This window comes from Roseomonas sp. HF4 (genome assembly GCF_005222755.1).
In the GTDB taxonomy this organism is placed as follows: domain Bacteria; phylum Pseudomonadota; class Alphaproteobacteria; order Acetobacterales; family Acetobacteraceae; genus Neoroseomonas.
Genome location: NZ_STGD01000007.1, coordinates 245,902 through 268,811, shown reverse-complemented (window position 1 = coordinate 268,811; position 22,910 = coordinate 245,902). Strand labels below are relative to the sequence as shown.

Sequence of the window (22,910 nt, the reverse complement as noted above, 5' to 3'; positions counted from 1 at the left end):
GGCGACGTCATTCGCGCGCGGGCCGGCGCATGATCGCGACCGGCACCAGCGCCAGCGCGCAGAACAGCGCGATGACCAGGAAGGTATCGCGGAAGGCGAGCATGCTCGCCTGCGCCAGCAGCATCTGGCCGAGATGGGATTCGGCGAGCGCCTGGCGCGCGCCCTCCGCGATGCCCTCCTGCGCGAGCAGCCGCTCCAACTCCGCGAGCACTTCGCGCATCACGCTGCCGCCATCCTGCGTTGAGGTCAGCGCGCTCGCGTGGAACTGCGTCCGCCGCTCCAGATGGATCGAGAGCAGGTTCACCCCGATCGCGCCGCCGAACTGTCGCGCGAAATTCACCGCGCCCGAGCCCTGCCCGACCCAGCGCGGCGGCAGCGCGCGGAGCGCGCCGGCATTCATGCTGGGCATCGCCAGGCCGAAGCCGACGCGCCCGACGAGGATCCACAGCGCGAAGGTCCAGAAGGGTGTGTCCGTGCCGACCCCGCCCATCAGCCAGGCGGACCAGCCGAAGAGCAACAGTCCCGCCCCGATCGGCGCCCATGGCGGCATCCGGTCGGCAAGCCGTCCCGCGATCGGGAACACCAGCACCATCGCCAGCCCCGCCGGCATCAGCAGGAGCCCCGCCCGCGTCGGCGTGTAGCCCTGGATCGTCTGCACAAACAGCGGCGCGAGATAGGTCGAGCCGAACAGCGACGCGCCATAGACGAGCCCCACCGCTGCCGAGCAGGCGAAGCCCCGCACCGCGAAAAGCCGCGGATTGAGCATCGGGGCATCGGTGCGCAACTCCCACAGCACGAAGCTGACCGCCGCGACTGCGGCGAGGCCGAGCTCGATCACCACGCGGTCCGACGCCCATCCTTCCCGCTGCCCGCTCGACAGCCCGGTCAGCAGCGAGAGCAGCGCCGTGACCAGCAGCGCGAAGCCCGGCCCGTCGAAGCGCTGCCGCGGCCCGTCGCGCGACGGCCCCGGCATGAAGGCGAGGCCGAGCGCGAGGCCGAGCACGGCCACCGGCACCCCCAGGAAGAACACCGACCGCCAGCCGAAGCCGTCCACGATCAGCCCGCCGAGCGTCGGCCCCAGCGCAGGCGCGAGCACCACGCCGACCGCATAGATCCCCATGGCCGAGCCCCGCCGCTCCGCCGGGAAGACCTGGAAGATGATCTGCATGCCGAGCGGCTGGACCATCCCCGCCGCAGCCCCCTGCAGCACGCGCCCCGCGATCAGCACGCCCTCGTTCGGCGCCGAGCCCGACACCACCGACCCAGCGATGAACATCAGGATCGCCGCCGCATAGGTGATGCGGCAGCCGAAGCGGTCCACCAGCCACCCGTTCAGCAGCATGGTCGAGGTGACGGCGGCGAGGAACGCCGTCGAGATCAGCTGCGCATGATCCTGCCCGATGCCGAAGGCGCCCATCACCTGCGGCAGCGCGACATTGACGATCGTGGCGGACAGGATCGTCGCGACGGTGCCGATCATCGCCGCGAAGGTGACGAGGAATCGATAGGGCGTGCCCCAGCGCGCCTGCATCTCCTCGATCGGCGCCCCGGCCCAGCCAGACCGCGCCGGGCCTGCGGCCACGGCGTCACTCACGCGCTGCGGCCTCGACCTCGACCATCATGCCCGGGCGCAGCAGCCCGTCCGCTGCCCCCGGCGGCAGGGCGATGCGCACCGGCAGGCGCTGCGTGATCTTGGTGAAGTTGCCGGACGGGTTCGGCGTGGGCAGCAGCGCGAATTCGCTGGTCGCCGACGCGCCGACGCGTTCCACCGTGCCCTCGAAGCGTCGCCCGGGATAGGCATCGACGCGCAGGCGCACGGGGGTGCCGGGGCGGAAGTGGCGGATCTCGGTCTCCTTGACGTTCGCCTCGACGCGCACGCGGGCGGGGTCGTGCACCATCAGCAGCCGCTGGCCCGGCGTCACGTATTCCCCTGCGTCGACGAAGACGCGGTCCACCACGCCGTCGAAGGGCATCAGGATGGTGCGGTCGCGGATCTCGAGCGCGATGCGGTCCCGCTGCGCGCCCAGCTCGCGGAGCTGCGGCTCCATCGCCTCGATCTGGCGGCGCAGCACGGTCAGCTCCTCCCGCGCCGCGCCGGCGGTGGCGAGCTGCGCCTCGACGTTGCGGATCTCGGCAGCGACGGCCAGCACGCGCTGGGATGCAGTCTCGAGCTGCGCGCGCGTCTGCTCGTGCCGCTGGCGCGTGCCGCTGCCGGTGCCCATGAGCTGCTGGGCCCGCGCGAATTCGCCTTCGGCATAGGCGCGCTCGGCGATCGCCGCGGGCAGGGCCGCGCGCGTAGCCTCGAGCCGCGCGCGCTGCGAATCCTCCTGGCTGCCGGTCTGCCGGTCCACCATGGCGTGGCGCGCCTCGAGTTCCGCGCGGCGGGCGGCGAGGCCGGCGATGCGCGCCTCGACCTCGCGCAGCGCGATCTCCGGCTCACGGCTGTCGATCCGCAGCAGTACCTGCCCGGCGGCGGCGGTATCGCCGGCTATGACCTCGACGGCGGTAACCCAGCCGGGCAGGCGGCTCGCGAGCGCGACCATGTCGGCTGCAATCCGCGCATCGTCCACGAAGACCGTGGTGAACTGCCGGTGCAGCCAGGTCGCCGCGCCGCCGGCCACGGCGAGAACCGCCGTGAGCGCGGCGGCGACGCGCAACCGGCGGCGTGCCGCAGCACTTCGTGGCCGTGCCTGCTGTGTCCCCGGCGCGGCGGTGCCGATGTCCATCCGACCCCTGCGAAGCCCATGCCGTGGATGCTAGGCGCTTCGGCGGACGCCGCAAGAGCGGGCGCGTCATTAGGGGGCTTTGCTCTCCGTGACCGAGACATGCGCCGAGACGACCTTCCAGCCGACATCCGGGAAGCGCACCCAGGCCCGGCTCTGCCGCCCGGGCATGTCGCGCCCGCGCATATGGAACTCCAGCTTCACGGTTGCGACGTCCCGCCCGAGCGTCGTGATCACGAGCCGCCGCCGCGCGAGCTTGATGCCCGGCCCGGGTGGCTGCGGCACCTGGTGCGTGTGGATCTTGTCGAAGCCGTAACCGTTTTCGTGGATGGCGCGGCGGATCTTGAGCGGGGAGTTCCAGAAGATCGCGTCCAGAACATCCGCGTCCTTGTCGATCGGCGCCTTGTCCGGCGTGAGCACCCTTGAGACAGACTGGCGGCGCTGAGGAACGGAGGATTTCTGGCTCATCGTAACCCCCAAGGAGAGAGAAGATGAGCGAGAAATCCTTCGCCCCCGCCGCCAAGTCAGCGGCTCGGAACGTGGTGAGGGCCACTCGTTCGGGCACGTCCGTCTTCTACCAGCGTGTCTCCCACCGATCCGGCGATGGCTCCTTCGGAATGCTGATTGCCCCGATCGTCGGGATCGGCGGCGCGCGATCTTCCGCCCAGATCAGAAACTGCGATGTGCTATCGACCTCATCGTCGTGCCGACTGCCCGGAAACGCCAGCAACTCCCGGCGATACTCGGGCAGCCACGGCGGGTAGGTCGGCAGGAGGACGCGGCCCGCCTCGAACACCGCCGAGGCCCGCTGCACCCGGGCAGACTTGTCCAGCTTCGGCTTGATGACGATGACAGGACACGTCATGAGCGCGCGCAACGCCTGCGCCAGCGCCGAACCCGAACTGCCATCCCCCACCAGGATGCGATGAGCCGAGAAGCGCTGCGCGATCTCGGCGGCGCGATGCAGGAGGTCGGGGAACTCCAATCGCTCGCGCAGGACATGCAGAAGAACATATTGCCGCCTGCGCACCCCCCCAGGTGGTGCAGACGGACCAGTCGCTCTTGCCGCCCGCCTTGCTCGCCACGTCCAGGCTCTGCACCACCTGATCGTAGCGCTCATGGTCTGGGCTTTCTCCCTCCGGCACCGAGCGCAACCACTCCACCCGAATCAGCGTGCCGCCGGCGGGCATGGGATCCTGCTGATACTGCGCCTCGAACAGATGACTGCCGAGATGCCGACGCGCCTCCTCCAACTGCTCGGCAGCCAAGCGTCCGGGCTCCAGCAGGTCGCCTCGCCGCCAACGCCAGACGCGGTGCGCATCCACGGGAATGTCTGCGTCCTCCGTGGCGACGGCGGGGGGCGCAAGTGATGCCAGCCACCCTTGTTGAGAAGATGCCCGGAGAGATCCTCCTCGTGCACCCGCTGCATCACCACCGCGATGGCGCCAGACGCCGGATCATCCAGCCGCGAGATCACTGTCGAGTCGAACCACTCATTGACGCGCCGGCGCTCCGCCTCCGAGACCGCATCCATCGGCTTGATCGGATCGTCGATGATGATGACGTCGCCGCTCCGGCCGGTCACGTTCTGCGTGCCGATTGACACTCGGCCTCGCGCGTCCAGTTGTCGCGCCGGCGTTGCAGTTCCCGGATCTGCTCCCGAAGCTCGCGATAGTCCGAGGTCGGCACCACCTCCTCGCCGGCCGCCGCGGCGATGAAGGCGCCATCGGCGGCCAGCCGGCGTCAGGTGGAAGTGGGCTTGCCCCGCCTGAACTGTGAAGGCTGCCGAGTCTCCGCGGCCGAACTTGCGGAACCCTTCAATGTCCTGGCGAGCCGCCGCACTCGACTGTTCGAGGCGCATCATCTCGTGCCAATTCGCGCAGGGTGATCCGAACGGCGGCGACTTCCGTCTGCCGGGCGGCCATGCTGAGATTTCGCCATGCAGGGATCGCCAAGCCCAAGGTTCGTTTGGTCATACGCAGCAGCGCTTTGGCACCGCCGCGCCACTCGCCGCTGATCGACTCGTCTGGTCCTGCGCGGAAGGCGCTCAACGGCTTGGAATACCGCACGCACGCGCGCCGCAGGAATGCGGTCACATTATCGGTGATCGCGCACGGCGTTCACGATTGGATATGGAGATCATGCGATGAAGCTCTCGGGAATGAACGCGGTGTTGACGGGCGGCGCCAAGGGTATGGGGGCCGCGATCACCGAGACCCTTGCGCGCGAGGGCGCGGACGTATTCCTGGCGGCGCGCGACATCACGGCATTGGAGGAGGTTGCCGACCGCGTCCGGCGCACCGGCAGGCGCGCAGGGACCTGCGTCTGCGACGTCGTCGAAGAACCGTCTGTCGCGGAGATGGTACGGAACGCAAACGCGTTCCTCGGCGGCAGGATCGACATCCTGGTCAACATCGTGGGCATAACGGGGCCCATCGAAACTCCTGTTCAGGACATCGATGCAGCCGATTTCAGCGCGGTCATCGAGACCAACATCCGCGGCCTCTTCCTGCCGATCAAGCTCATTGTCCCTGGCATGATCGCGCAGCGTTCCGGGAAGATCGTGAACATCGCCGGGGCAGCGGGCCTCCGCGGCTACAAGAACCGTGCCGCATACAGTGCATCGAAATGGGCGATCCGCGGGCTGACCCGCACCGTCGCGCTCGAGGTCGGGCAGCACAACATCAACTGCAACACCGTGTGCCCCGGGATCGTGCGCAGCCCGCGGCTCGAAAAGCTCTGCCATGAGAAGGCGCGCGCACGTGGCTGGTCCTACGAGCAGGTCTATGAGGAATACCTCGAGGACATGGCGCTGCGACGCCTGACGGAACCGCAGGACGTGGCGAACGCGGTGTTGTTTCTCGCCAGCGCGGACGCACGGAACATCACCGGGCAGGAACTGGTGGTGGATGGCGGTTGGGACGTCTGAACCGTGTCCGAGAGGTCTTCGTCCGCAGCGTCAGCTGACGCGCAAAACCAAGCCGCCCGAGGACCGACCTGCGGCGGCTGCAGGCCGACAAGGCTGGGGATGCGCCCGGCCGGCAATCTGGTGTCTGAGGGGCCGAAGGCGAAGCCTTCGGCCGTCAGGCAAGATCCTCACCCGCCACGTGCCTTGGCGCCGTATCCACCCCCGCCACTGGTGTGCAGCACGACGCGGTCGCCCCGTGACACCATCAGGTTGGCCTTGCCGCGCAACTCCTCCTCGTTCCCGTCGCGCCGCTTCAGGATGCACTTGAACGGTGCGCCGGGCTGGCCGCCGGCCATGCCATAGGGCGGGACGACGCGCCGCTCAAACATGGTCGTCAGGGACAGGCTCTCCGCCAGGACGAGGTATTCGCGGACGATTCCGTCGCCACCGGGGAAACGCCCGGCGCCGCCTGAGCCCCGCCGAAGCACCTGGTAGCCGATGCGGATGGGGAATTCGGCCTCGATCACCTCCGCCGGCGTGTTGTTGGTGTTGGTCAGATGGACGCGGGTGGTTGCTGAGCCTCCACGATCGAAACGCGCGCCCTCACCACCTCCATGCGGCTCGTACAGCGTCTTCCACGCTCCGTCGCGCCCGGCTCCGCCGAAGATCAGCAGCCCCGCCGTGGTCGATCCACCGGCCGCCAGCCGTTCGGGAATGGTCTTCTCGAAGGCGCGGAAGATGGCATCGACCGCGCGCTGCGATGTCTCATGATTTCCGCCGACCAGGGGCTTCTCAGCCGGCGGCTGCAGCAGGGAACCAGGACGCGTCGTAATCGTCAGCGGCCGATAGCAACCGCCATTCGGCTGGATGTCGGGCCCGGCGATCGCCTTCATCGCATAGTAGACCGCCGCCGCGGTAACGTACGGCGTCGTGTTCAGCGGGCCCGACAGCGCATCGTCCGTCGCGGAGAAATCGAACGTCGCCCGGTCGTCCTCCACCGTGATGCGAACACGAACGGCGGCCGGCGCGCCCCCAGGTCCGTCGTCATCGAGGAAATCCTCGCCCTCGAAGACGCCCTGCGGCAGGGATGCGATGGCCGCCCGCATCGCTGCCTCGGAGCGGTCATGCAGCGCATCCATTGCCGCCTCGACGGTGGCCGCGCCCTCTGCGGCGCAAAGTGCCTGCAGGCGCTGTTCGGCTGTGCGCGTCGCGGCAACCTGCGCCAGGAGGTCGCCCTCGCGTTCCGCCGGGCCTCGGACATTGTTCAGGATGACGGCGAGTTTCTCCCGGTCGAGTCCGTCCGCAGTGACCACGCGGAGCGGCGGGATGCGCAGCCCCTCCTGGAAGGATTCCGTCGCGCCCGCGAGGTAGGATCCAGGCCAGCCGCCGCCGATATCCGCCCAGTGCGCCAGGCTGACCGCGAAGCCGACGAGCCGGCCTTCGGCAAAGACCGGGCGAATGGCCTTCACATCCGGCAGGTGATTGCCGCCAAGTTCCGGCAAGTTGGTGAACCAGACATCGCCGGGCCGCAGGCGCTCTGCCGGAACGCGCTCGAGGAAGGCACCGACGGTGAACGACATCACGCCGAGATGCACGGGGATGTCGCGTCCCTGCGCGACAAGTTGCCCGCGAGCATCGGTCAGCGCCGAGGAAAGGTCGCCCGCCTCGCGCAGCAGTGGCGAACGCGCTGATCGCATGACAACGAACGACATCTCCTCCGCGATCGCGGTCAATGCGTGACGAAGGACCTCGAGTTGGAACGGGTCTGGCATGGCCGTGGTCACGCGGCCTCCTCGGTCAGAAGGATGTTGCCCCTTTCGTCGGGGGTCCCTCGCCATCCCGGCGGCACAACGATGGTGGACCAGTCGTCCTCGATGATCGCCGGTCCGTGGATCACGTCGCGGGGCGAGAGGACCGCGCGATCGTAGCGCGGCGTCTGCACGGGCTCGCCTGGTGCGAACCAGCAGGGGTCCGTCGCGAATGGCCATGCCGGCGCGGCGCTGACCGGTGCGTGCGGGATGCGTGCTTCGCGCGGCGCGCGGACACGAACGCGCAAGCCCAGGAGTTCCCATGCCTCACCGGATGCGAAGCCGAACAACGCATCGTGACGTGCCTCGAAGGCTGCCGCGAGTTCTTCCGCGGTGCCGATCCCGTTCATCGCGACATCCACGGCGTAGGACTGGCCACGGTAGCGGATCAGTGCCGTCTCCTCGACCACCAGCGCCTCGGTTGCGTGCCCCTGTTCGAGAAAAGGTGCGCCGAGTTCGTCAGCGAGCGCGCTGCGCACGGACGCCAGGCGAAAGAGGTCGAAGCAATCACCGGGCAGGCGCAAGGTGCGCTGGCGGGTATAGCTGGTCTCCGCCGCCACGCAGCCCAGCGCCGAGAAGGCCGAAGAGAAGGCTGGCACCAGCACGCGCGACATCCCGTAGGCTCGGGCCAGCCCGATCGCATGCATCGGGCCCATGCCGCCGAAGGCGAGCAGCGTCGCGCCGCGACCGTCCACGCCGCGCTCGACCGTGATCTTGTTCAGCGCGCGGGCCATCGTCGCATCCGCCACGCGCAACACGCCGAGAGCGAGTTCCACGATCGTGACGCCCAGCGTCTCCGCCAGAGGTGCGAGCGCGGCCGCCGCCGCGGCGCGGTCCAGCATGATCTCGCTGCCCAGCTTCCGTCGCGGGTTCAGGTAGCCGAGGATCGCATTCGCATCGCATACCGTCGGCCGTTCGCCGCCGCGGCCATAGCAGGCGGGTCCCGGCTCGGCGCCCGCGCTCTGCGGACCGATGCTCAGCCCTGCTGGCCCGTGCCGGACGATGGAGCCGCCGCCGGCGCCGATGGATTCAATGGCGACCATCGGTTGCCGCAGCGGCTGGTCTGCGAGCTTCGCGTCGGCGGTTATCTCGGCCTCGCCGTCCAGGATGAGGGCGACATCTGTCGTCGTGCCCCCCATGTCGAAGGACAGCACTGCGCGCTCCCCGGTCTCGCGCGCGACGGCCGCTGCGGCGGCGACCCCGGCCGCCGGCCCGGACAGCGCCATCAGCAACGGACGCTCGGAAGCCGCCTCGGGGGAAGCCATGCCGCCCGCCGAATGCATCACCGAGAGCCGCGTTTCCGCCGGCAGCGTTGCGCGCAGTCGCGCCAGGTACTCGCCGGCCAGGGGCATGACCGCCGCGTTCAGCACCGTCGCGATGGTTCGCTCGTACTCACGCGCCTCCGGGTTGATGACATGGGACAACGACAGGAAGGGTATGCGTTCCTTCAGCCGTGCGGCGATCGCCTGCTCATGCGCGGGATTGGCATAGGCATGAAGCAGGGCGATCGCGACGGACCGCACGCCGCTCGCTATCGCCTGCGCAGCGGCCTTGTTCGCGTCTTCCGGCGTCAGGGGCAGCAGTTCCGTGCCGTCGTGCAGAATCCGGCCGCCGGCAGCAATTCGCCGATCGCGGGGCACGAGCGGCGTCGGCTTCGGCGGAACGTCGAGGCGGTACAAATCCCGCCGGCTTTGTCGCCCGATCTCGATGATGTCTTCGAAGCCGTCGGTCGCGATCAGCGCCACAGGTTCAAGCCGGCCCTCCACAATCGCGTTGGTCACACGCGTGGTACCGTGGATGAGGTCCTCGATCTCGTCCGGTCTCAAGCCTACCGCCGCGATGGCCGCCGTGATGCTTCCCACCGGATCCACGGCACGCGACGGTACCTTTGCGCTGCGCGGTGCCTCGCCCGCCTCATGTACAGCCACGACGTCGGTGAACGTGCCCCCGATGTCGATCCCGACACGCCAGCCCACCATGCAATGCGCGCTCCTCGCTAGGCCGGAAGCCTGCAACAGCGCGCAGCGATCGAACACCCCCCTTTACAGATTGCGTCGCGTGGTTCTGGAATGGCGTCGACATGAGGGATGCGGCGCATGCTTCCCTTCGCCGGGAACTCAGCAAGCGAGACGCACGCGGTGACCCGGCCACGCGACGGGACGCCAAGCTGCCTGACGGCCTTCACCCTACGAGGCGTGACCTTCGCGAACCGCCTCGTCGTCTCGCCCATGGCCCAGTACATGTGCTCGGACGGCGTGCCGGGGGACTGGCACGCCATGCACCTAGGCTTGCATGCACTTGGGGGTGCGGGTCTGGTTGTCGCCGAGATGACCTGCATCTCGCCGGAAGCCCGCATCACGCCCGGCTGCCCGGGACTGTGGAACGATGCGCAGACCGAGGCTTGGCGCAGGATAGTCGCGTCCATCCACACGCACACGCCCGCCCGCATCGGCGTTCAGATCGGTCATGCGGGCCGGAAGGGTTCCACCCGGCCATTGTGGGAAGGGTTCTCCAGGCCCCTTGCAGATGGAAACTGGCCACTGCTCGCGCCATCGCCGATCCCATGGTCGCAAGCCAACCAGGTGCCGTGCGAGGCGACCAGTGACGATCTCCTCGCGATAGCGACGCAGCACGCCGCAGCCGCAAGGCGTGCGGTCGCCGCGGGCTTTGACCTCATCGAGCTGCACTTCGCTCATGGCTATCTCGTCTCCTCCTTCCTGTCGCCGCTGTCGAACCGTCGGACCGACGGCTTCGGGGGCAGCCTTGAGAATCGTCTGCGTTTCCCCCTTACGATCCTTCGCGCTGTGCGGGCTGCCGTGCCCGACAGCATGCCCGTCACGACACGCCTTTCCTGCAGCGACTGGCTGGATGGCGGGCTGACGGCAGAAGACGCGGTCAGGATCGCGACGGCGCTGTACGACGCCGGCTGCGACCTGATCGTGGCATCCTCCGGCCAGACCGACCCGCAGTCCCGTCCGCCGGCGGGCGCCATGTGGCAGGTGCCGTTCGCGCGCCGCATCCGCGCCGAAGCGGCTATCGCGACGATGGCGGTCGGCGGAATCGCCGAGGCGGCGCAGGCGGAGTCCATCGTCGCGGATGAGGCCGCCGACATGGTCGCCGTCGGCCGTGCCGCACTCTACGACCCCTGGTGGGCCAGACACTGGTCGCATGCGCTCGGTGCGCCGCTGCCCTGGCCACCGCCTTACGCCTATGGCGGGCACTTCGCCCGCCGGCATGTCCTCGTTCAACGCCACGACGAAGGGAGACCACCGTCATGATCACGCGTCGCGAGCTCGCAACCGGTGCCGCCGGCCTCGCCCTCGTTACCGTCGGGGCGCGGGAGGCCACGGCACAGGACCGCACCGGCGTCACCGACAGCGCCGTGAAGGTCGGCGTGCTCGGTAGCCTCACCGGGGTCCAGGCCGTGTTCGGCCAGGGCAACCTCTCCGGCGCGCAGATCGTCTTCGACGAGCTGAACGCCGCCGGCGGCATCCATGGCCGGCGCATCGAGATCGTCTCGATCGACGACGAGAGCACGCCGGCGCGCTCCATTGCCGGCTTCCGCCGCCTGGTGGACGATGAACGCGTCTTCGCCGTCTTCGGCCCATCCTCCAGCGCGATCGGGCAGGCGATGGAGCCGACGCTGCGCGCCGCCGCAGCCGTCCCGGTGCTGGTCTCGATCTTCTCGAGCCCTGCGGCCACCGAGCCGTACAAGAACAACGTCTTCCGCACCGGACCACTGAATGACAGGCTGCAGGGAAAGGCGCTGGCCGATTTCGTGCTTGATGTCCTGGGCGGCCAGAAGGTCGCGCTGGCGCAGCAGACCGACGAATACGGCCGCCGCGGCGGGCAGAGCCTCACGGAGCAGATGCGTGCGCGCGGCAAGCCTCTCGTCGCGACCGAGGTCTTCAACCTTACAGATACCGATTTCACTGCGCAGCTCCTGCGCATGCGGCAGGCGGAGCCGGACGTCATCGTGATCTACGGCTTCCCTGCGCCCGCGGCGACGATCACCCGCCAGGCACGGCAGCTCGGCCTCACGGCGAAGATCATCGGCTCCAACGCGACGTCCAACCGTACCTATCCGGCGACCGTCGGGCCAGCGGCGGTCGGCGTGATGAACGTGATTACGCTGGCCGACCTCCCGGAGCGGCCAACGGATCCGCGCATGCAGGCCTATGTGCAGAAGTTCACCGCACGCTTCCCGGACCTCGCGCGGCAGAACCGCCCGGATCTCGGCGACTGCCTGGGCTACAATGGCGCCATGGTCTTCGCCGAGGGCCTGCGCAAGGCCGGTCGTGACCTCTCGCGCGACGGCTTCATCCGCGCGCTGGAAGGTCTTTCCAACTTCGAGACCGGCGTCGGCCTGCCCACGACCTTCGGCCCCAACCGCCGCGAGGGAAACCTTCAGGCGCGCGTGCTCGAGTTCCAGCCCGACCTGTCGCGCAAGCTGATCGAGCAGCGGCTGCAGGCGCAGCCCTGACCGCCATGGCCGAGGCGCGGCAGCTCTACATCGAGGATTTCGCGCCGGGGCAGTCGTTCCCCGGCGCGCGTTCGACCTGCACGGTCAAGGATTTCCTCGATTTCGCGCGAATCACGGGCGACGCGCACCCAATCCACTACGATGCGGAGTATGCGGCAGGGACGCGCTTCGGCCGACCGCTCGCGCACGGTCTGCTCGTCGCCGGCTACAGCGCGCTCGGTGCAACGAAGCTCTCCACGCTGCTCGAGGCGAGCATGGTCGCGATGCTGGAGGTGAGCTTCCGTTACAGGAAGCCGGTCTTTGCCGACGACGTGCTGACCAGCCATTTCGAGGTCGCCGAGGTCCTGCGCGATCCCGGCAAGGATACCGGGCGGATCCGCTTCAAGGTCACACTGACGAACCAGACAGGCGAGACCGTGGTCGAAGGCAGCCACCTTTATCTGATGCGCGCACGGGGGCCGTCGGCATGAGCGAGGCGGCGGTGATCTGGGCGGGCATTGTCGAGGAGCTCGGCTGGACCGGGCGCCCGACGGTGAACCTGGCGGAGACGCTGGTGGACCGCCACGCCGCTTCCGGACACGTCGCGCTGCACTGGGAGGGGCGCTATGGCACACAGCGCGCCTTCACCTTCGCCGAGCTGTCCGAGGCCTCGGCGCGGCATGCAGACATGCTGCGCGGCCTCGGCGTCAGGCCGGGCGACCGCGTCGCATGCATCCTGCCCCGCGTGCCCGAGGCGATCATAGCGATGCTCGGCGCCTTCCGCGTCGGTGCGATCCACCTGCCGATATTCTCGGGCTTCGGGGCCGAGGCGACAGCGCGCCGCATCGGCGATGCCCAGGCGCGGGTCGTCGTCACCCATGCCGATGTGCGCGAGCGCATGCCGAAGGCCTGGCCGCATCCCGTCACTGTTGTAACCGTGCCACGCGATGATGGCAGCGGGGTACCGGCGGGAGACGTGGACCATCGCGCCGCGCTTGCGAAGGCTTCGACCGATTTCGCTCCGGCGCCGCGGCTGCGGACCGATCCGGCCGTTCTTCTCTTCACCTCGGGCTCCACCGGGCCGCCCAAGGCCGTGGCCATCGCGACCAATTTTCCCGCCGCGATCTGGCCTGCGATTCGCAACGCGGGGGATCTTCGCACCGGCGACGTGTTCTGGCCGACCGGTGATCCGGGTTGGGGCTATGGCCTCGTCTGCTACTCGGTCGCGCTGGCGGCAGGCGTGTCGGCCTACATGTGGGAGGCGAACCCGACGCCGGAGGCGACGCTCGACTTACTGGCGCGCCACCGCATTACGATGCTCGGCACGGTGCCTACCCTGCTGCGCGGACTGATGGCGTTGGGCGAGGACGCCGTGCGGCGCCCTGGCATCGCGGTCCGCAGCATCATGAGTTGCGGTGAGCCGTTGAATGCCGAGTGCGTCACTTTTTTCCGCCGAGTATGGGGCGTCACGCCTCTCGATCAGTTCGGATCTTCGGAACATGGCCTGCCGATCGGGAACCGCTTCGTGGATCGCGACGCGGTGCGCCCTGGTTCGATGGGCAAGCCATTGCCCGGACAGCGGATCGCCATCGTCGACGAGTTCGGTGCGGTTCAGCCCTGGGGCACATCGGGCTTGATCGCCACCCATCCGCCTGCCGACGGCATCTATGCGCTCGGGTACTGGAACAATCCGGACGCTGAGGCCGCGCTACGCCGCCAGGGGTGGATCGTGACCGGGGACATCGGCCACGAGGATGCTGAGGGATACTACTGGTTCGAGGGCCGGATGGACGACGTGATCAAGTCCGCCGGCTACCGTGTCGGCCCCTTCGAGGTCGAGAGCGCGCTGCTCACCCATGCCGCGGTTGCCGAGGCCGCCGTTGTCGGCAAGCCCGACGCCGCGCGCGGACAGCTCATCAAGGCGTTCGTCGTGCTGAAGCCGGGCCAAGCCGACAGCGAGGCGCTGCGCGAGGACCTGATCGCGACCGCCCGGCGCGAGGTTGGCGCGCATGCCTACCCGCGCGAGATCGAGATCGTCGCGTACCTGCCCAAGACCACCACGGGCAAGATCCAGCGCTTCATGCTGCGCCAGCAGGAAGCGGCCAAGCTTTCAGGAGCCAGCACGCCATGACCCGCTACGACGCCATCATGCCCGGCCCCTGGTCGGACAGGTTGACCTTCTCGCCTGCCATCCGTGTAGGCAACCTGCTCTTCATCAGCGGCACGACGGCGACCGACGAGAACCGCAGGATCGTGGGGGTCGGCGACATAGCCGAGCAGACGCGGCAAATCTTCCGCAAATGGGAGCCGATCCTGAAGGCAGCAGGAGCCTCGTTTGACCACGTCGTAGAGACGACCGACTACTACGTCACGCTTGAAGGGTATTCGAAGACGGCCGATGTCCGTCGCGAGTTCTTCCGCCATCCGTTTCCGGCCGCGACCGGTGTTCAGGTCGCAGGGCTGATCCGGCCGGAGGCGCTCATCGAGATCAAGGGAATTGCCGTTCTCGACGCCGTTCGCAACTGAAGGCTTGATCGTGCTAGGCCAAATTCTCATCTCCGGCATTACGGCTGGCGCAGTCTATGCACTTGTCGCGCTCGGCTTCGTCGTGCTGCACCGCGGCACGCGCGTGGTGCATTTCGGCCTTGGCGACCAGATGACCATGAGTGCCTATGTCGTCGTCATCGCCCAGGTCTTCTTAGGCGCACCATTTGCGATTGCGGTCCTCCTTTCGCTCGGCGTGTCGGCGGCGTTCGGCGTTGCGATCGAGCGCGGCGTCATGCGGCCATTGCGCCGCGCACCACTGCTCGTGATGGTAATTGCGACCCTTGCGATTGGCGGCGCGCTGCGCGAAGGCCTGCGTGCTTCCATGGGCCCCTTGCCGTGGCCAGTGCCCTTCCTGCTGTCACCAGCGCCGTTCACGATGGGCGACCTGATGCTCGTGCCGGCCAACCTCGCCGTTGTGGGCGTGGCTCTGGCCGTGATGTCCGGGCTTTTCGTGATCCTGCGCTTCACGCGCTTTGGCCGAGCCATCGTGGCCGTGTATGAGAACCCTACCGGCGCGGCGATTGTGGGAATTTCGGTGCCCGGTGTTCATGCGCGCCTGTGGGGGCTCGCTTCCGTCCTGGCTGCCGTCGCCGGCATTCTGGTGGCACCATTGATCACGCTGTCGCCGGACATGGGCACTATTGGGATCAAGGGCTTCGCCGCCGCGATCCTCGGCGGCTTCAACAGCCTGCCTGGCGCCGTAGCCGGGGGTATCCTGCTCGGCATCGCCGAGACTGCCGCCGGCGTCTACGTCTCGACCGCGATGAAGGACATCATCTCCTACGCTCTGCTCATTCTCTGCGTGCTGTTGTTGCCTCGGGGCCTGTTCGGCAAGGCGGAGTCGAGGAAGGTATGATATCGCGCCTGTTGATCGTTGCCCTCGTCGGGGCAGTCGTCGCGCTGCCGTTCTTCGCACCGTCGCACATCGTCTTCCTGGTGGCGATGATCGGCTCGACGTCGGTCATGGTCGCGGGGCTGACAATCGTGGTCGGCTTCACCGGCCAGATATCGATCGCCCAGGCGAGCTTCGCGGCCTTCGGTGCATACGGAACAGCGCAGCTGGCCGCCATGGCCGGCCTGCCTCATTGGATAGGCCTGCCTGGCATCTCGCTGGCGGCTGCCGGGGTGGGCTATCTGTTCGGACTGCTGTCGCTTCGCGTCGCCGACCACTACTTGGCGCTCGCCACCATGGCACTCTGCGCCATCGTGCAACTCCTTCTGATCCACCTCGAGGACTGGACCGGCGGGGCGGTAGGCCTGCCTGTCCCGCCGCTCGAGGTCGGCACGCGGATCCTGACGCGGCCCATCGAGCTCTACGCAGTCATCATGCCTTGCGCTGCGCTGACCATCTGGTTCCTGCATGCATTGTCGACGTCCCGCATTGGTCGTGCATTCGCCGCATTGCGCATGAGCGAGGTTGCATCCGCCGCTGTCGGCATCCCGGTGTTGCACTACAAGTCGTTCGCCTTCGCGCTGTCGGCGTTCTTCGGCGCCTTCGGCGGAGGATTGTTCGCGTTGCTGACGACCTATCTCGATCCGGCGCAGTTCGGCATCCTGGAGTCTGTTCGGCTTATCGCCATCGCGGTCATCGGGGGTGTGTTGAACCCCTTCGGCCCGATCATCGGCTCGGCCGTCTTCGTGCTGCTTCCCGAGACGATGGGGGCGCTCGGCCGCTACATGGCGCTGGTCTTTTCCCTGCTGTTGCTCGTGTTCGTCGTCGTGTCGCCGCAGGGCATCGCCGGGCTCTACTCCCGCCTGAGGGCGTGGCGATGAATGCCGCCGCCCTGAAGATCGACTCGCTCGGGATCCGGTTCGGCGGCCTCGTCGCACTCGATGCGGTATCGATCGATGTCGCGCCACGTTCGATTCACGCGGTCATCGGTCCGAACGGCGCTGGCAAGTCCACGCTGGTGAATCTCGTGACTGGGCTCTACGCGCCCACGACCGGCTGCGTCACGCTTGATGGCCAGGTTCTGACCGGGCTGCCGCCGCACCGCATTGCCGAACGGGGTGTCGCGCGCACCTTCCAGAATACGGAATTGTTCACCGACCTCTCAGCACGCGACAATGTCCTGATCGGTCTGCATCGTCATCTCGGCTACGGACTTTTGGCGAGCACGCTGCGCCTCCCAAGATTCCACCGGGTCGAGCGCGAGGCTTCGCGGCGGGCGGAGGAGCTTCTTTCACTCGTCGGACTCGAGGCTCAGGCGACCACCTCGGCCGGTGACCTTGCCCTCGGTCAGCAGCGACGGCTCGAACTGGCGCGCGCATTGGCGGTTGGTCCGCGGCTCCTTTTGCTGGACGAGCCCGCGGCCGGGTTGCGCGCCGCAGAGGCGGAGGATTTGTGCTCGGTGCTGCTGCGCCTGCGTGAGGAACTCGGCCTCACGCTCCTGCTGATCGATCACGTCATGCGCGTTGTGATGGGAGTCTCCGAGCGGATTACGGTCCTGAATTACGGACGAAAGCTCGCAGAGGGTACGCCGGACGAGGTACGCCGCAACCCTGAAGTCATCGCGGCCTATCTGGGAGGCGGTCCGGATGTCGCTTGAGATCGCGGGACTGGAAGCAGGATATGGCAGCGCCCGCGTTGTGCAGGGCATATCATTTACGGTGCCCAAGGGCAGCATCGTCACCTTGCTCGGTCCGAACGGTGCGGGAAAGTCCACGACACTTCGAGTGATCGCGGGCCTGTTGAAGCCCTTGGGCGGCAGCATAATGCTGGACGGCGAGCGGCTCGATGGCCTGGCCGCCGATGTGGTCGTGCGACATGGACTCGCCTTGGTTCCGGAACGCCGCGAACTCTTTCCGTCACTGTCGGTGGCGGAGAATCTCGCCCTTGGAGCTTATACGCGCAGCGATCGCGCCGGGATTGCTTCTGACCTCGATATGGTCTTCACGCTGTTTCCCCGCCTCAAGGAACGCCGACAGCAATATGCGCGAACCCTTTCGGGTGGCGAGCAGCAGATGCTCGCGATTGGTCGTGGGCTGATGTCGCACCCTCGCTATCTGCTGCTGGACGAGCCGTCGCTCGGCCTCGCTCCGCTTCTCATCGCCGAGATCTTCCGCAAGCTTTCCGATGTCCGAGTGGGCGGCACAGCAATCCTGCTGGTTGAGCAGAACGCTTTGGCCGCCCTAGCTGTCGCTGATTATGGCTATGTGCTCGAGACTGGCGTGGTGCAGCTTGAAGGCACCTCTGCGTCCCTGTCAGCGGACGAAGCAGTCCGCCAGACCTATCTGCGGTAACCACGCCGCGAAAGTGCCCCTCCAGGTCGTGTGGACTCTAGGAATTCCCGAACTATTGGGAGCGTGATTTTTGATTGCCAATTAGAACTGAGCCGGTTTGGGGTGAAGTTGCTGCTGAGAATTGACCCATGTTCGGACGCTAGCCTTGGCCTTTTTGGCGGGGGCAGCGGGAGTGTTGGACATAGCTTTATTGAGCGTTATCCGGCGCTGGCATTTCCGGGAGCACCTGTCGATCCGTGGGATCGCCCGCCGGACCGGTCTGTCGCGGAACACCATCCGCAGGTACCTGCGGTCCGAGACGGTGGAGCCTGTTTTCAGGACGCCCGATCGCCCCAGCAAGCTCGGCCCCTTCGCCGAGCGGCTGGCAGCCTGGCTGCGGGCGGATGCCCGCAGGCCGCGCAAACAGAAACGCACGGCGCGGCAGTTCCATGCGGAACTGGCCGGGCTGGGCTATGATGGCTCGTACCGGCGGGTGGCTGCCTTTGTGCGCGCATGGCGGGACGACTGGCTGCGCCAGCAGCAGACCTCCGGCCGCGGTGTCTTCGTGCCGCTGGCCTTCGGCCCGGGCGAGGCGTTTCAGTTTGACTGGAGCGAGGAGCACGCCGTTATCGGCGGCGAGCGCACCAAGCTGCAGGTCGCCCACCTCAAGCTCTGCCACAGTCGGGCTTTCCTGGTGCGGGCCTACCTCCTGCAGACGCACGAGATGCTGTTCGACGCCCACAACCACGGGTTTCGCGTGCTGGGTCGCGTGCCGCGGCGCGGCATCTACGACAACATGCGCACAGGACGCTTGCGCAAGGGGAGCAGTCCATACAGGTAGAACGTCGGCTCCGACACCCCGAGCTTGCGGCACACCTCCTCCACCGCCGTCCCGCTTTCCGCCTGCCGCAGCGCGAAGGCGATCTGCTCGTCCGAATACCGCTTCCTCTTCATAGCATCCTCCCTCCTCGGTCAGAGTGCCCGAAAAAATTGCGCTCCAGCCGGACCAGCTCTGGAGATCAGGACCAGACGGCTCCTCTCTTCTGGCGTCACCAGCGACAACCAGATCCGAGGCCGCAACCTGATTACAGTTGCCGACAAACCCGGCGCGGTTCAGCACCTCCGATGCGCCTACATCGCATGGTGACGTCGCGACTATCGTCGTATGCGCAACCATCTCCTGCCCAGCACGTTCATCCGGAAGCCAGCAGAGCACCGGCACGCGCTCATCGGGGCGTTCAATGCCCCGGCCGAGGAGGAGTAGATCATGAGGCCACGGACGCGGTCAGTTCGGCAGCCGCCGCCGAGGCCCTCGCCGGTTGTTGGCATTCGTCTCACCCGCGATGCCGGCCATCGAGAACGACCCGCCATATGCGGCGTGATCGATGCGATTGCGATTGCGGTGCGGGGCAACGCCGCCGCGCATGTGAGGGGTGCGACCACGACGTCCGGCATGGCCACGTGCGTCCGCGCTCAGGCGCTGGCCCCCGATGGGCGGCCCGCCGCAGCCAAGGCGCACTGAACGCCGTCGGAGACGCCGCATGTTCAACTTTCTCACCACGGCCGGCGTCCCGTTGAGGAGCCGCATTACGTTAGTGGACATCGGTGCGGCCGGCGGCGTGCAGAAGAAGTGGCTCGCGCATCGCCGCAGCGTTCGGCCTGTGCTGTTCGAACCGAACCCCGAAGAGGCGGCCCGCCTGCGGCCCCTCCTGTCCCCGTTTCCCGACGCGCTGGTGGTCGAGCAGGGACTGGCCGCGATCCCGGGCGCGTACACGCTGAACGTCGCGCACTGGCCAGGCTGCTCATCGTTGCTGACCCCGGATCCCGCCGTCCTGGCAGGCTACGGAATAGCGCGGCTCTATGGTGCGGTGCGCCAGGCATCCGTCGAGTGCGTTCGCTTCGACGATCTGCATCGCGCAGGCCAGGTGCCGACCCCTGACATCATCAAGGTCGATGTGGAGGGCTACGAGCACCAGGTCCTGACAGGCTTCGGCGAGTTGCTGCACGGAGTGATCGGCATCGAGGCGGAAGCCTGGCTCTATCCCGTGTTCAAGGGCCAAAAGCTGCTGCACGACCTGGTCGAGCTTGTCGGAGGGTACGGGCTTCGTCTGCGGCGCATCGAACACGTGGAGGGCTTCGAGGGCGATCTCGTCTGCGTCAACGCCTACTTCACGCGCGGCAAGGCGAGGCGTCCGGAACTCACGGATCTCCAGCGCCAGAAGTACGCGCTGATGGAACGTGTTTGGGAGCTCGAGCTCAAGTGACATCGTTTCGAACTGACGCCGTTCCAGGTGCCGCTCCGGCTGCAACGGAGCAACGGGCGAAGCGTCACGTCGCAGGCCGGACGTTGCATCAGCACCCATCTGCGCGGCTTGAGAAGCCGTGTGGCACCCGGCCGCCGCGGCATCGCAAGGCCAAGAATGAATCGGACGTCGCTACGACGCGGATCCCGCTCATTCGTCCCAATCCACCGAGGCTTTCCGAACTTACCGATGCGCTGGTGGAGATCGAGCGGAGCGGCGTCTTCTCGAACTACGGGCCGATGAATGCGCGCCTGGAGGAGGGGCTCGTCGCGGAGATCTTCGGCGCCGAAGGCGCGTGCGTGACGGTCGGCAACGCGACGCTCGGGCTCATGCTCGCCGTCAAGCAGGCCGTCGGCTGGCGACCGCGCGGCCGGTACGCGCTGATGCCGTCCTTCACCTTTGCCGCAACCGCCCATGCTGCGCTCTGGTGCGGATTGACGCCGCTCCTGTGCGACATCGACGGCGACACCTGGCTGCCGGATGCCAAGGCCGAGGAGGCGTTGCTGGACCGGTATGGCGACGAGATCGCGCTCATCCTCCCGAATGCGACCTTCGGCAATTGCCTCGACCTCGCGCGCTACGACCGGCTCGCGACGGTGTACGACATTCCGGTGGTCGTCGACGCAGCCGCCTCCCTCGGCAGCCTGGATGCCGATGGGCGCGCCTTCGGCGCGGGGTGCCGGCATCCGCTCGTCTACTCCATGCACGCGACCAAGAGTTTCGCCACCGCCGAGGCCGGGCTGGTCTACAGCGCCGATCACCCGCGCATCGCGGCGATCCGGGTGATGGGCAATTTCGGCTTCGGCCAGCCGCGTTCGGCGACCATGCCCGGCCTCAACAGCAAGCTCGATGAGGTGTCCGCGCTCCTCGGCTTGGCCAAGCTGCAGGCGTTTGAGCAGATCGCCACGCACCGTCACGCGATGTATGAGCTGTATCGCGAACTGCTACCGGGCTTCGCGTTCCAGCGGATGACCGGCCGGCGCACCGCGCACCAGTTTGTCTCGGTCCTGCTACCCACGGCATTGGCTGGGCGGGTGCCGGCGGTCGTCGCAGCGCTTGGTCGGGAGGGGATCGGGGCGGGCCGCTACTTCGTTCCCCACATCGCCGAGCAGCCGTTCTTCCGCAAGACCTGCGTCGGCAGTGAACTGCCGATCACGAATGACATCAGCAGGCGGATCATTGCGCTGCCCATGTCCGACTTCGTCACGCCGGCTGATATCGAGTTGGTCTGCAAGGTCTTTGCGCGGACCTGTGGGGAACCCGCGATCAAGATGGCCGATACGCGACCGATCGCCCTCGCCGCACAAACCTCCGGGTATCCGCAATGAACATGACCTCGCGCCGCGACACGATGATGCCGCGACTGGAACTGGTCCGCGCAACCCAGCCGCCGGACGCCGATGTCCCGACCCGCAGCTTCGACACCCTGATCGTCGGTGGCGGCCCGGCCGGGCTCGCGCCGCTCGTGTCTGCCTGCCGGACCGGCTCGCTTGACCGCTTCCTCGCCGATGGGCTGGCGGTCGTGGAGCAGGGGCAGGCCATCGGGGCCGGCTTGATCGGCACCTACGCGATCAATTCCGACAGCAGCGCGGACACGATCGTCGATTGCGTCCGGGGCAATGCGCATCCGCGCCTGGCCGCCCTGCGGGATCACCCTGCGACCGCCGCCGTCGCGTCCTACGGGCGCGGATCCGTGCCGTTGCCGCTTGTCGGTGCCTTCATGGCGGTGGTGGGCAACGCGCTGCACGACCTGCTGAACGCGTCGGCCGGCAGCGAGGTCCTCCTCGGCAGCAAGGCGGTCCATACGCAGATGACCCCTGGTGGGGAGTGGTGCACGACGATCGTCCGGGCCAGTGACGGCGCTCGCAGCCGGATCATCTCGCGCCTCGTGATCCTGGCGACCGGCGGCGTTCAGCCTCTCGCGCGGCTCGAGGTGGAGCACGCGGCCGGGATGCCGCTCCTGCCGCTGCATGCAAGAAAGCTCATGCAGTCGGGCGATGTCCTGGCGACGGGTGGTCTCGAGGCTGTCGGCCGGCGGCTCGAGATGTTTCCCGACCCACAGGTCGCCATCATCGGTAGTTCCAGCAGTGCTCTCGCCAGCGCCTGCGCCCTGCTGCGGTCGGGCCTGGGGGGGCGCTTCGCGACGGGCGCGGTCACCGTGCTCCATCGGCGGCCGCTGCGGGTCTTCTATGCGTCCGCCGCCGACGCCCTCGCCGACGGCTATGACGAGTTCGGACCGGACGACATCTGCCCGGTCAGCGGCTTCGTATTCCGCTTCGCGGGCTTTCGCCTCGAATCACGCGAACTCGTGATGGCGGCGCGTGGCATCGGTGGCCGCGCGCCCGAACCGCGATTGCGGCTGCATCGCCTCGGGGTCGAGTCCGATGCCGTCGCGCAATCGATCATCGACTCTGCCGACCTGGTCATCGCCGCCCTGGGCTATCGGCCGCGTGCGCTGCCGGTCCTGGCGGCGTCGGGCCAGCCGATCCGACTGCAGGCTCACGGTCCCGGATCGCGCCCGCTCGTCGATGGGCAGTGCCGCGTGCTGGACATGGCCGGCGATCCCGTACCGGGCCTGCTTGGCATCGGGCTTGCGGCGGGCTTCGTCTCCCGCGAGGCGGTCGGCGGTGAACGGAGTTTCTCCGGCCAGACGAACGGCCTGTGGCAGTGGCAGAACGATGTCGGCGCCATCGTCGCAGAGCGCGTTGGCGCGATTGCTGATCCGATCGCGCGTATTGCGATCTCGTAATCGCGCACGGCCATCGAAGCATCCGACGGACCAGCGGGGCCTGCCGCGCATGGCGGAACCTGCGCGGGTCCGACCCCGACGAGCCGACGGAGATGCGGCGAAACGGCTGATGGCACCAGTGTATGTCGCCAAAAACTTCTCGCAATATGAGCATCACGAATCTGCGACATTCGATTTACATACTTCGG

The 22,910-nt window shown here is 67.7% G+C and carries 21 protein-coding genes and 2 pseudogenes; 14 read left to right on the top strand and 9 right to left on the bottom strand.

From position 1 onward, the window contains the following. Window positions 1-7: 7 nt before the first annotated feature. The 6 genes from E8M80_RS13340 to E8M80_RS13315 all read right to left on the bottom strand — a co-directional run bounded on the left by E8M80_RS13340 (window position 8) and on the right by E8M80_RS13315 (window position 4,819). On the bottom strand, window positions 8-1,594 hold the full coding sequence (locus E8M80_RS13340) for a DHA2 family efflux MFS transporter permease subunit (RefSeq protein WP_240790022.1): 1,587 nt from the start codon (window positions 1,592-1,594) through the stop codon (window positions 8-10). Continuing rightward, window positions 1,587-2,726 carry an HlyD family secretion protein gene (locus tag E8M80_RS13335; protein WP_137126184.1) on the bottom strand — a complete coding sequence of 380 codons (1,140 nt, stop codon included), beginning with the start codon at window positions 2,724-2,726 and terminating at the stop codon, window positions 1,587-1,589. The genes E8M80_RS13340 and E8M80_RS13335 overlap by 8 nt, the downstream gene beginning before the upstream one ends. Window positions 2,727-2,795: 69 nt before the next feature. Beyond that, window positions 2,796-3,143 (bottom strand): AtzH-like domain-containing protein, encoded by a 348-nt coding sequence (locus E8M80_RS13330; protein WP_240790021.1) that lies wholly within the window; start codon window positions 3,141-3,143, stop codon window positions 2,796-2,798. 154 nt (window positions 3,144-3,297) lie between these two features. Further along, window positions 3,298-3,843, bottom strand: coding sequence for a phage terminase large subunit (terL, locus tag E8M80_RS13325; RefSeq protein ID WP_137126182.1), 546 nt, complete (start codon window positions 3,841-3,843; stop codon window positions 3,298-3,300). A 48-nt stretch (window positions 3,844-3,891) separates the two neighbouring features. Further along, complete coding sequence (locus E8M80_RS13320; RefSeq protein WP_137126181.1) at window positions 3,892-4,329, bottom strand: hypothetical protein; 438 nt, start codon at window positions 4,327-4,329, stop codon at window positions 3,892-3,894. A 211-nt stretch (window positions 4,330-4,540) separates the two neighbouring features. After that, window positions 4,541-4,819, bottom strand: a complete 279-nt coding sequence (locus E8M80_RS13315; RefSeq protein ID WP_137126180.1) for a hypothetical protein — start codon at window positions 4,817-4,819, stop codon at window positions 4,541-4,543. Between the two features lie 50 nt (window positions 4,820-4,869). Between E8M80_RS13315 and E8M80_RS13310 the strand changes: the two genes are divergently transcribed. Beyond that, window positions 4,870-5,652, top strand: coding sequence for an SDR family NAD(P)-dependent oxidoreductase (locus E8M80_RS13310; protein ID WP_137126179.1), 783 nt, complete (start codon window positions 4,870-4,872; stop codon window positions 5,650-5,652). 167 nt (window positions 5,653-5,819) lie between these two features. Here E8M80_RS13310 and E8M80_RS13305 read toward each other — a convergent pair whose 3' ends face one another. Next, window positions 5,820-7,415, bottom strand: coding sequence for a hydantoinase B/oxoprolinase family protein (locus E8M80_RS13305; protein WP_206035629.1), 1,596 nt, complete (start codon window positions 7,413-7,415; stop codon window positions 5,820-5,822). Next, entirely contained in the window at window positions 7,412-9,418 is a 2,007-nt protein-coding gene (locus E8M80_RS13300) for a hydantoinase/oxoprolinase family protein (protein WP_137126178.1), read from the bottom strand. Before E8M80_RS13300 ends, E8M80_RS13305 begins: the two co-directional genes overlap by 4 nt. 108 nt (window positions 9,419-9,526) lie before the next feature. Here E8M80_RS13300 and E8M80_RS13295 point away from each other — a divergent pair, with 108 nt between their 5' ends. From E8M80_RS13295 to istA, 10 genes and pseudogenes are all read left to right on the top strand, one after another. Next, on the top strand, window positions 9,527-10,717 hold the full coding sequence (locus E8M80_RS13295; RefSeq protein WP_137126177.1) for a tRNA-dihydrouridine synthase: 1,191 nt from the start codon (window positions 9,527-9,529) through the stop codon (window positions 10,715-10,717). Beyond that, window positions 10,714-11,922, top strand: coding sequence for an ABC transporter substrate-binding protein (locus E8M80_RS13290; protein WP_137126176.1), 1,209 nt, complete (start codon window positions 10,714-10,716; stop codon window positions 11,920-11,922). Before E8M80_RS13295 ends, E8M80_RS13290 begins: the two co-directional genes overlap by 4 nt. A 5-nt stretch (window positions 11,923-11,927) precedes the next feature. Continuing rightward, window positions 11,928-12,392 carry a MaoC/PaaZ C-terminal domain-containing protein gene (locus tag E8M80_RS13285; RefSeq protein WP_137126175.1) on the top strand — a complete coding sequence of 155 codons (465 nt, stop codon included), beginning with the start codon at window positions 11,928-11,930 and terminating at the stop codon, window positions 12,390-12,392. Next, window positions 12,389-14,032, top strand: coding sequence for an acyl-CoA synthetase (locus tag E8M80_RS13280; protein WP_137126174.1), 1,644 nt, complete (start codon window positions 12,389-12,391; stop codon window positions 14,030-14,032). The genes E8M80_RS13285 and E8M80_RS13280 overlap by 4 nt, the downstream gene beginning before the upstream one ends. Continuing rightward, window positions 14,029-14,427, top strand: coding sequence for a RidA family protein (locus tag E8M80_RS13275; RefSeq protein WP_137126173.1), 399 nt, complete (start codon window positions 14,029-14,031; stop codon window positions 14,425-14,427). Before E8M80_RS13280 ends, E8M80_RS13275 begins: the two co-directional genes overlap by 4 nt. Then, the gene (locus tag E8M80_RS13270; protein ID WP_206035628.1) at window positions 14,399-15,304 is read left to right on the top strand and encodes a branched-chain amino acid ABC transporter permease; all 906 of its coding nucleotides are present in this window, start codon (window positions 14,399-14,401) and stop codon (window positions 15,302-15,304) included. Before E8M80_RS13275 ends, E8M80_RS13270 begins: the two co-directional genes overlap by 29 nt. Before the next feature lie 11 nt (window positions 15,305-15,315). Beyond that, window positions 15,316-16,221, top strand: coding sequence for a branched-chain amino acid ABC transporter permease (locus tag E8M80_RS13265; RefSeq protein WP_170979391.1), 906 nt, complete (start codon window positions 15,316-15,318; stop codon window positions 16,219-16,221). Further along, a complete protein-coding gene (locus tag E8M80_RS13260) occupies window positions 16,218-16,997 on the top strand; it encodes an ABC transporter ATP-binding protein (protein WP_137126171.1) in 780 nt (259 codons plus the stop codon). The genes E8M80_RS13265 and E8M80_RS13260 overlap by 4 nt, the downstream gene beginning before the upstream one ends. Beyond that, a complete protein-coding gene (locus tag E8M80_RS13255; RefSeq protein ID WP_137126170.1) occupies window positions 16,987-17,691 on the top strand; it encodes an ABC transporter ATP-binding protein in 705 nt (234 codons plus the stop codon). The genes E8M80_RS13260 and E8M80_RS13255 overlap by 11 nt, the downstream gene beginning before the upstream one ends. A gap of 181 nt (window positions 17,692-17,872) precedes the next feature. Next, window positions 17,873-18,508: pseudogene (istA, locus tag E8M80_RS13250) on the top strand (IS21 family transposase); the annotation flags it as partial. On the opposite strand, the pseudogene E8M80_RS13245 reads toward istA, so the two are convergent. Beyond that, a pseudogene (locus tag E8M80_RS13245) lies at window positions 18,508-18,624 on the bottom strand (transposase); the annotation flags it as partial. The pseudogenes istA and E8M80_RS13245 sit on opposite strands and share 1 nt — an antisense overlap. A gap of 587 nt (window positions 18,625-19,211) precedes the next feature. Here E8M80_RS13245 and E8M80_RS13240 point away from each other — a divergent pair. Genes E8M80_RS13240 through E8M80_RS13230 form a run of 3 tightly spaced genes read left to right on the top strand, consistent with a single transcriptional unit; the run spans window position 19,212 to window position 22,722 of the window. Further along, window positions 19,212-19,934, top strand: coding sequence for an FkbM family methyltransferase (locus tag E8M80_RS13240; protein WP_170979390.1), 723 nt, complete (start codon window positions 19,212-19,214; stop codon window positions 19,932-19,934). Then, a complete protein-coding gene (locus tag E8M80_RS13235) occupies window positions 19,931-21,301 on the top strand; it encodes a DegT/DnrJ/EryC1/StrS family aminotransferase (protein ID WP_255467523.1) in 1,371 nt (456 codons plus the stop codon). The genes E8M80_RS13240 and E8M80_RS13235 overlap by 4 nt, the downstream gene beginning before the upstream one ends. Continuing rightward, window positions 21,298-22,722, top strand: a complete 1,425-nt coding sequence (locus tag E8M80_RS13230; protein ID WP_137126167.1) for an aminotransferase DegT — start codon at window positions 21,298-21,300, stop codon at window positions 22,720-22,722. The genes E8M80_RS13235 and E8M80_RS13230 overlap by 4 nt, the downstream gene beginning before the upstream one ends. Window positions 22,723-22,910 lie beyond the last annotated feature (188 nt).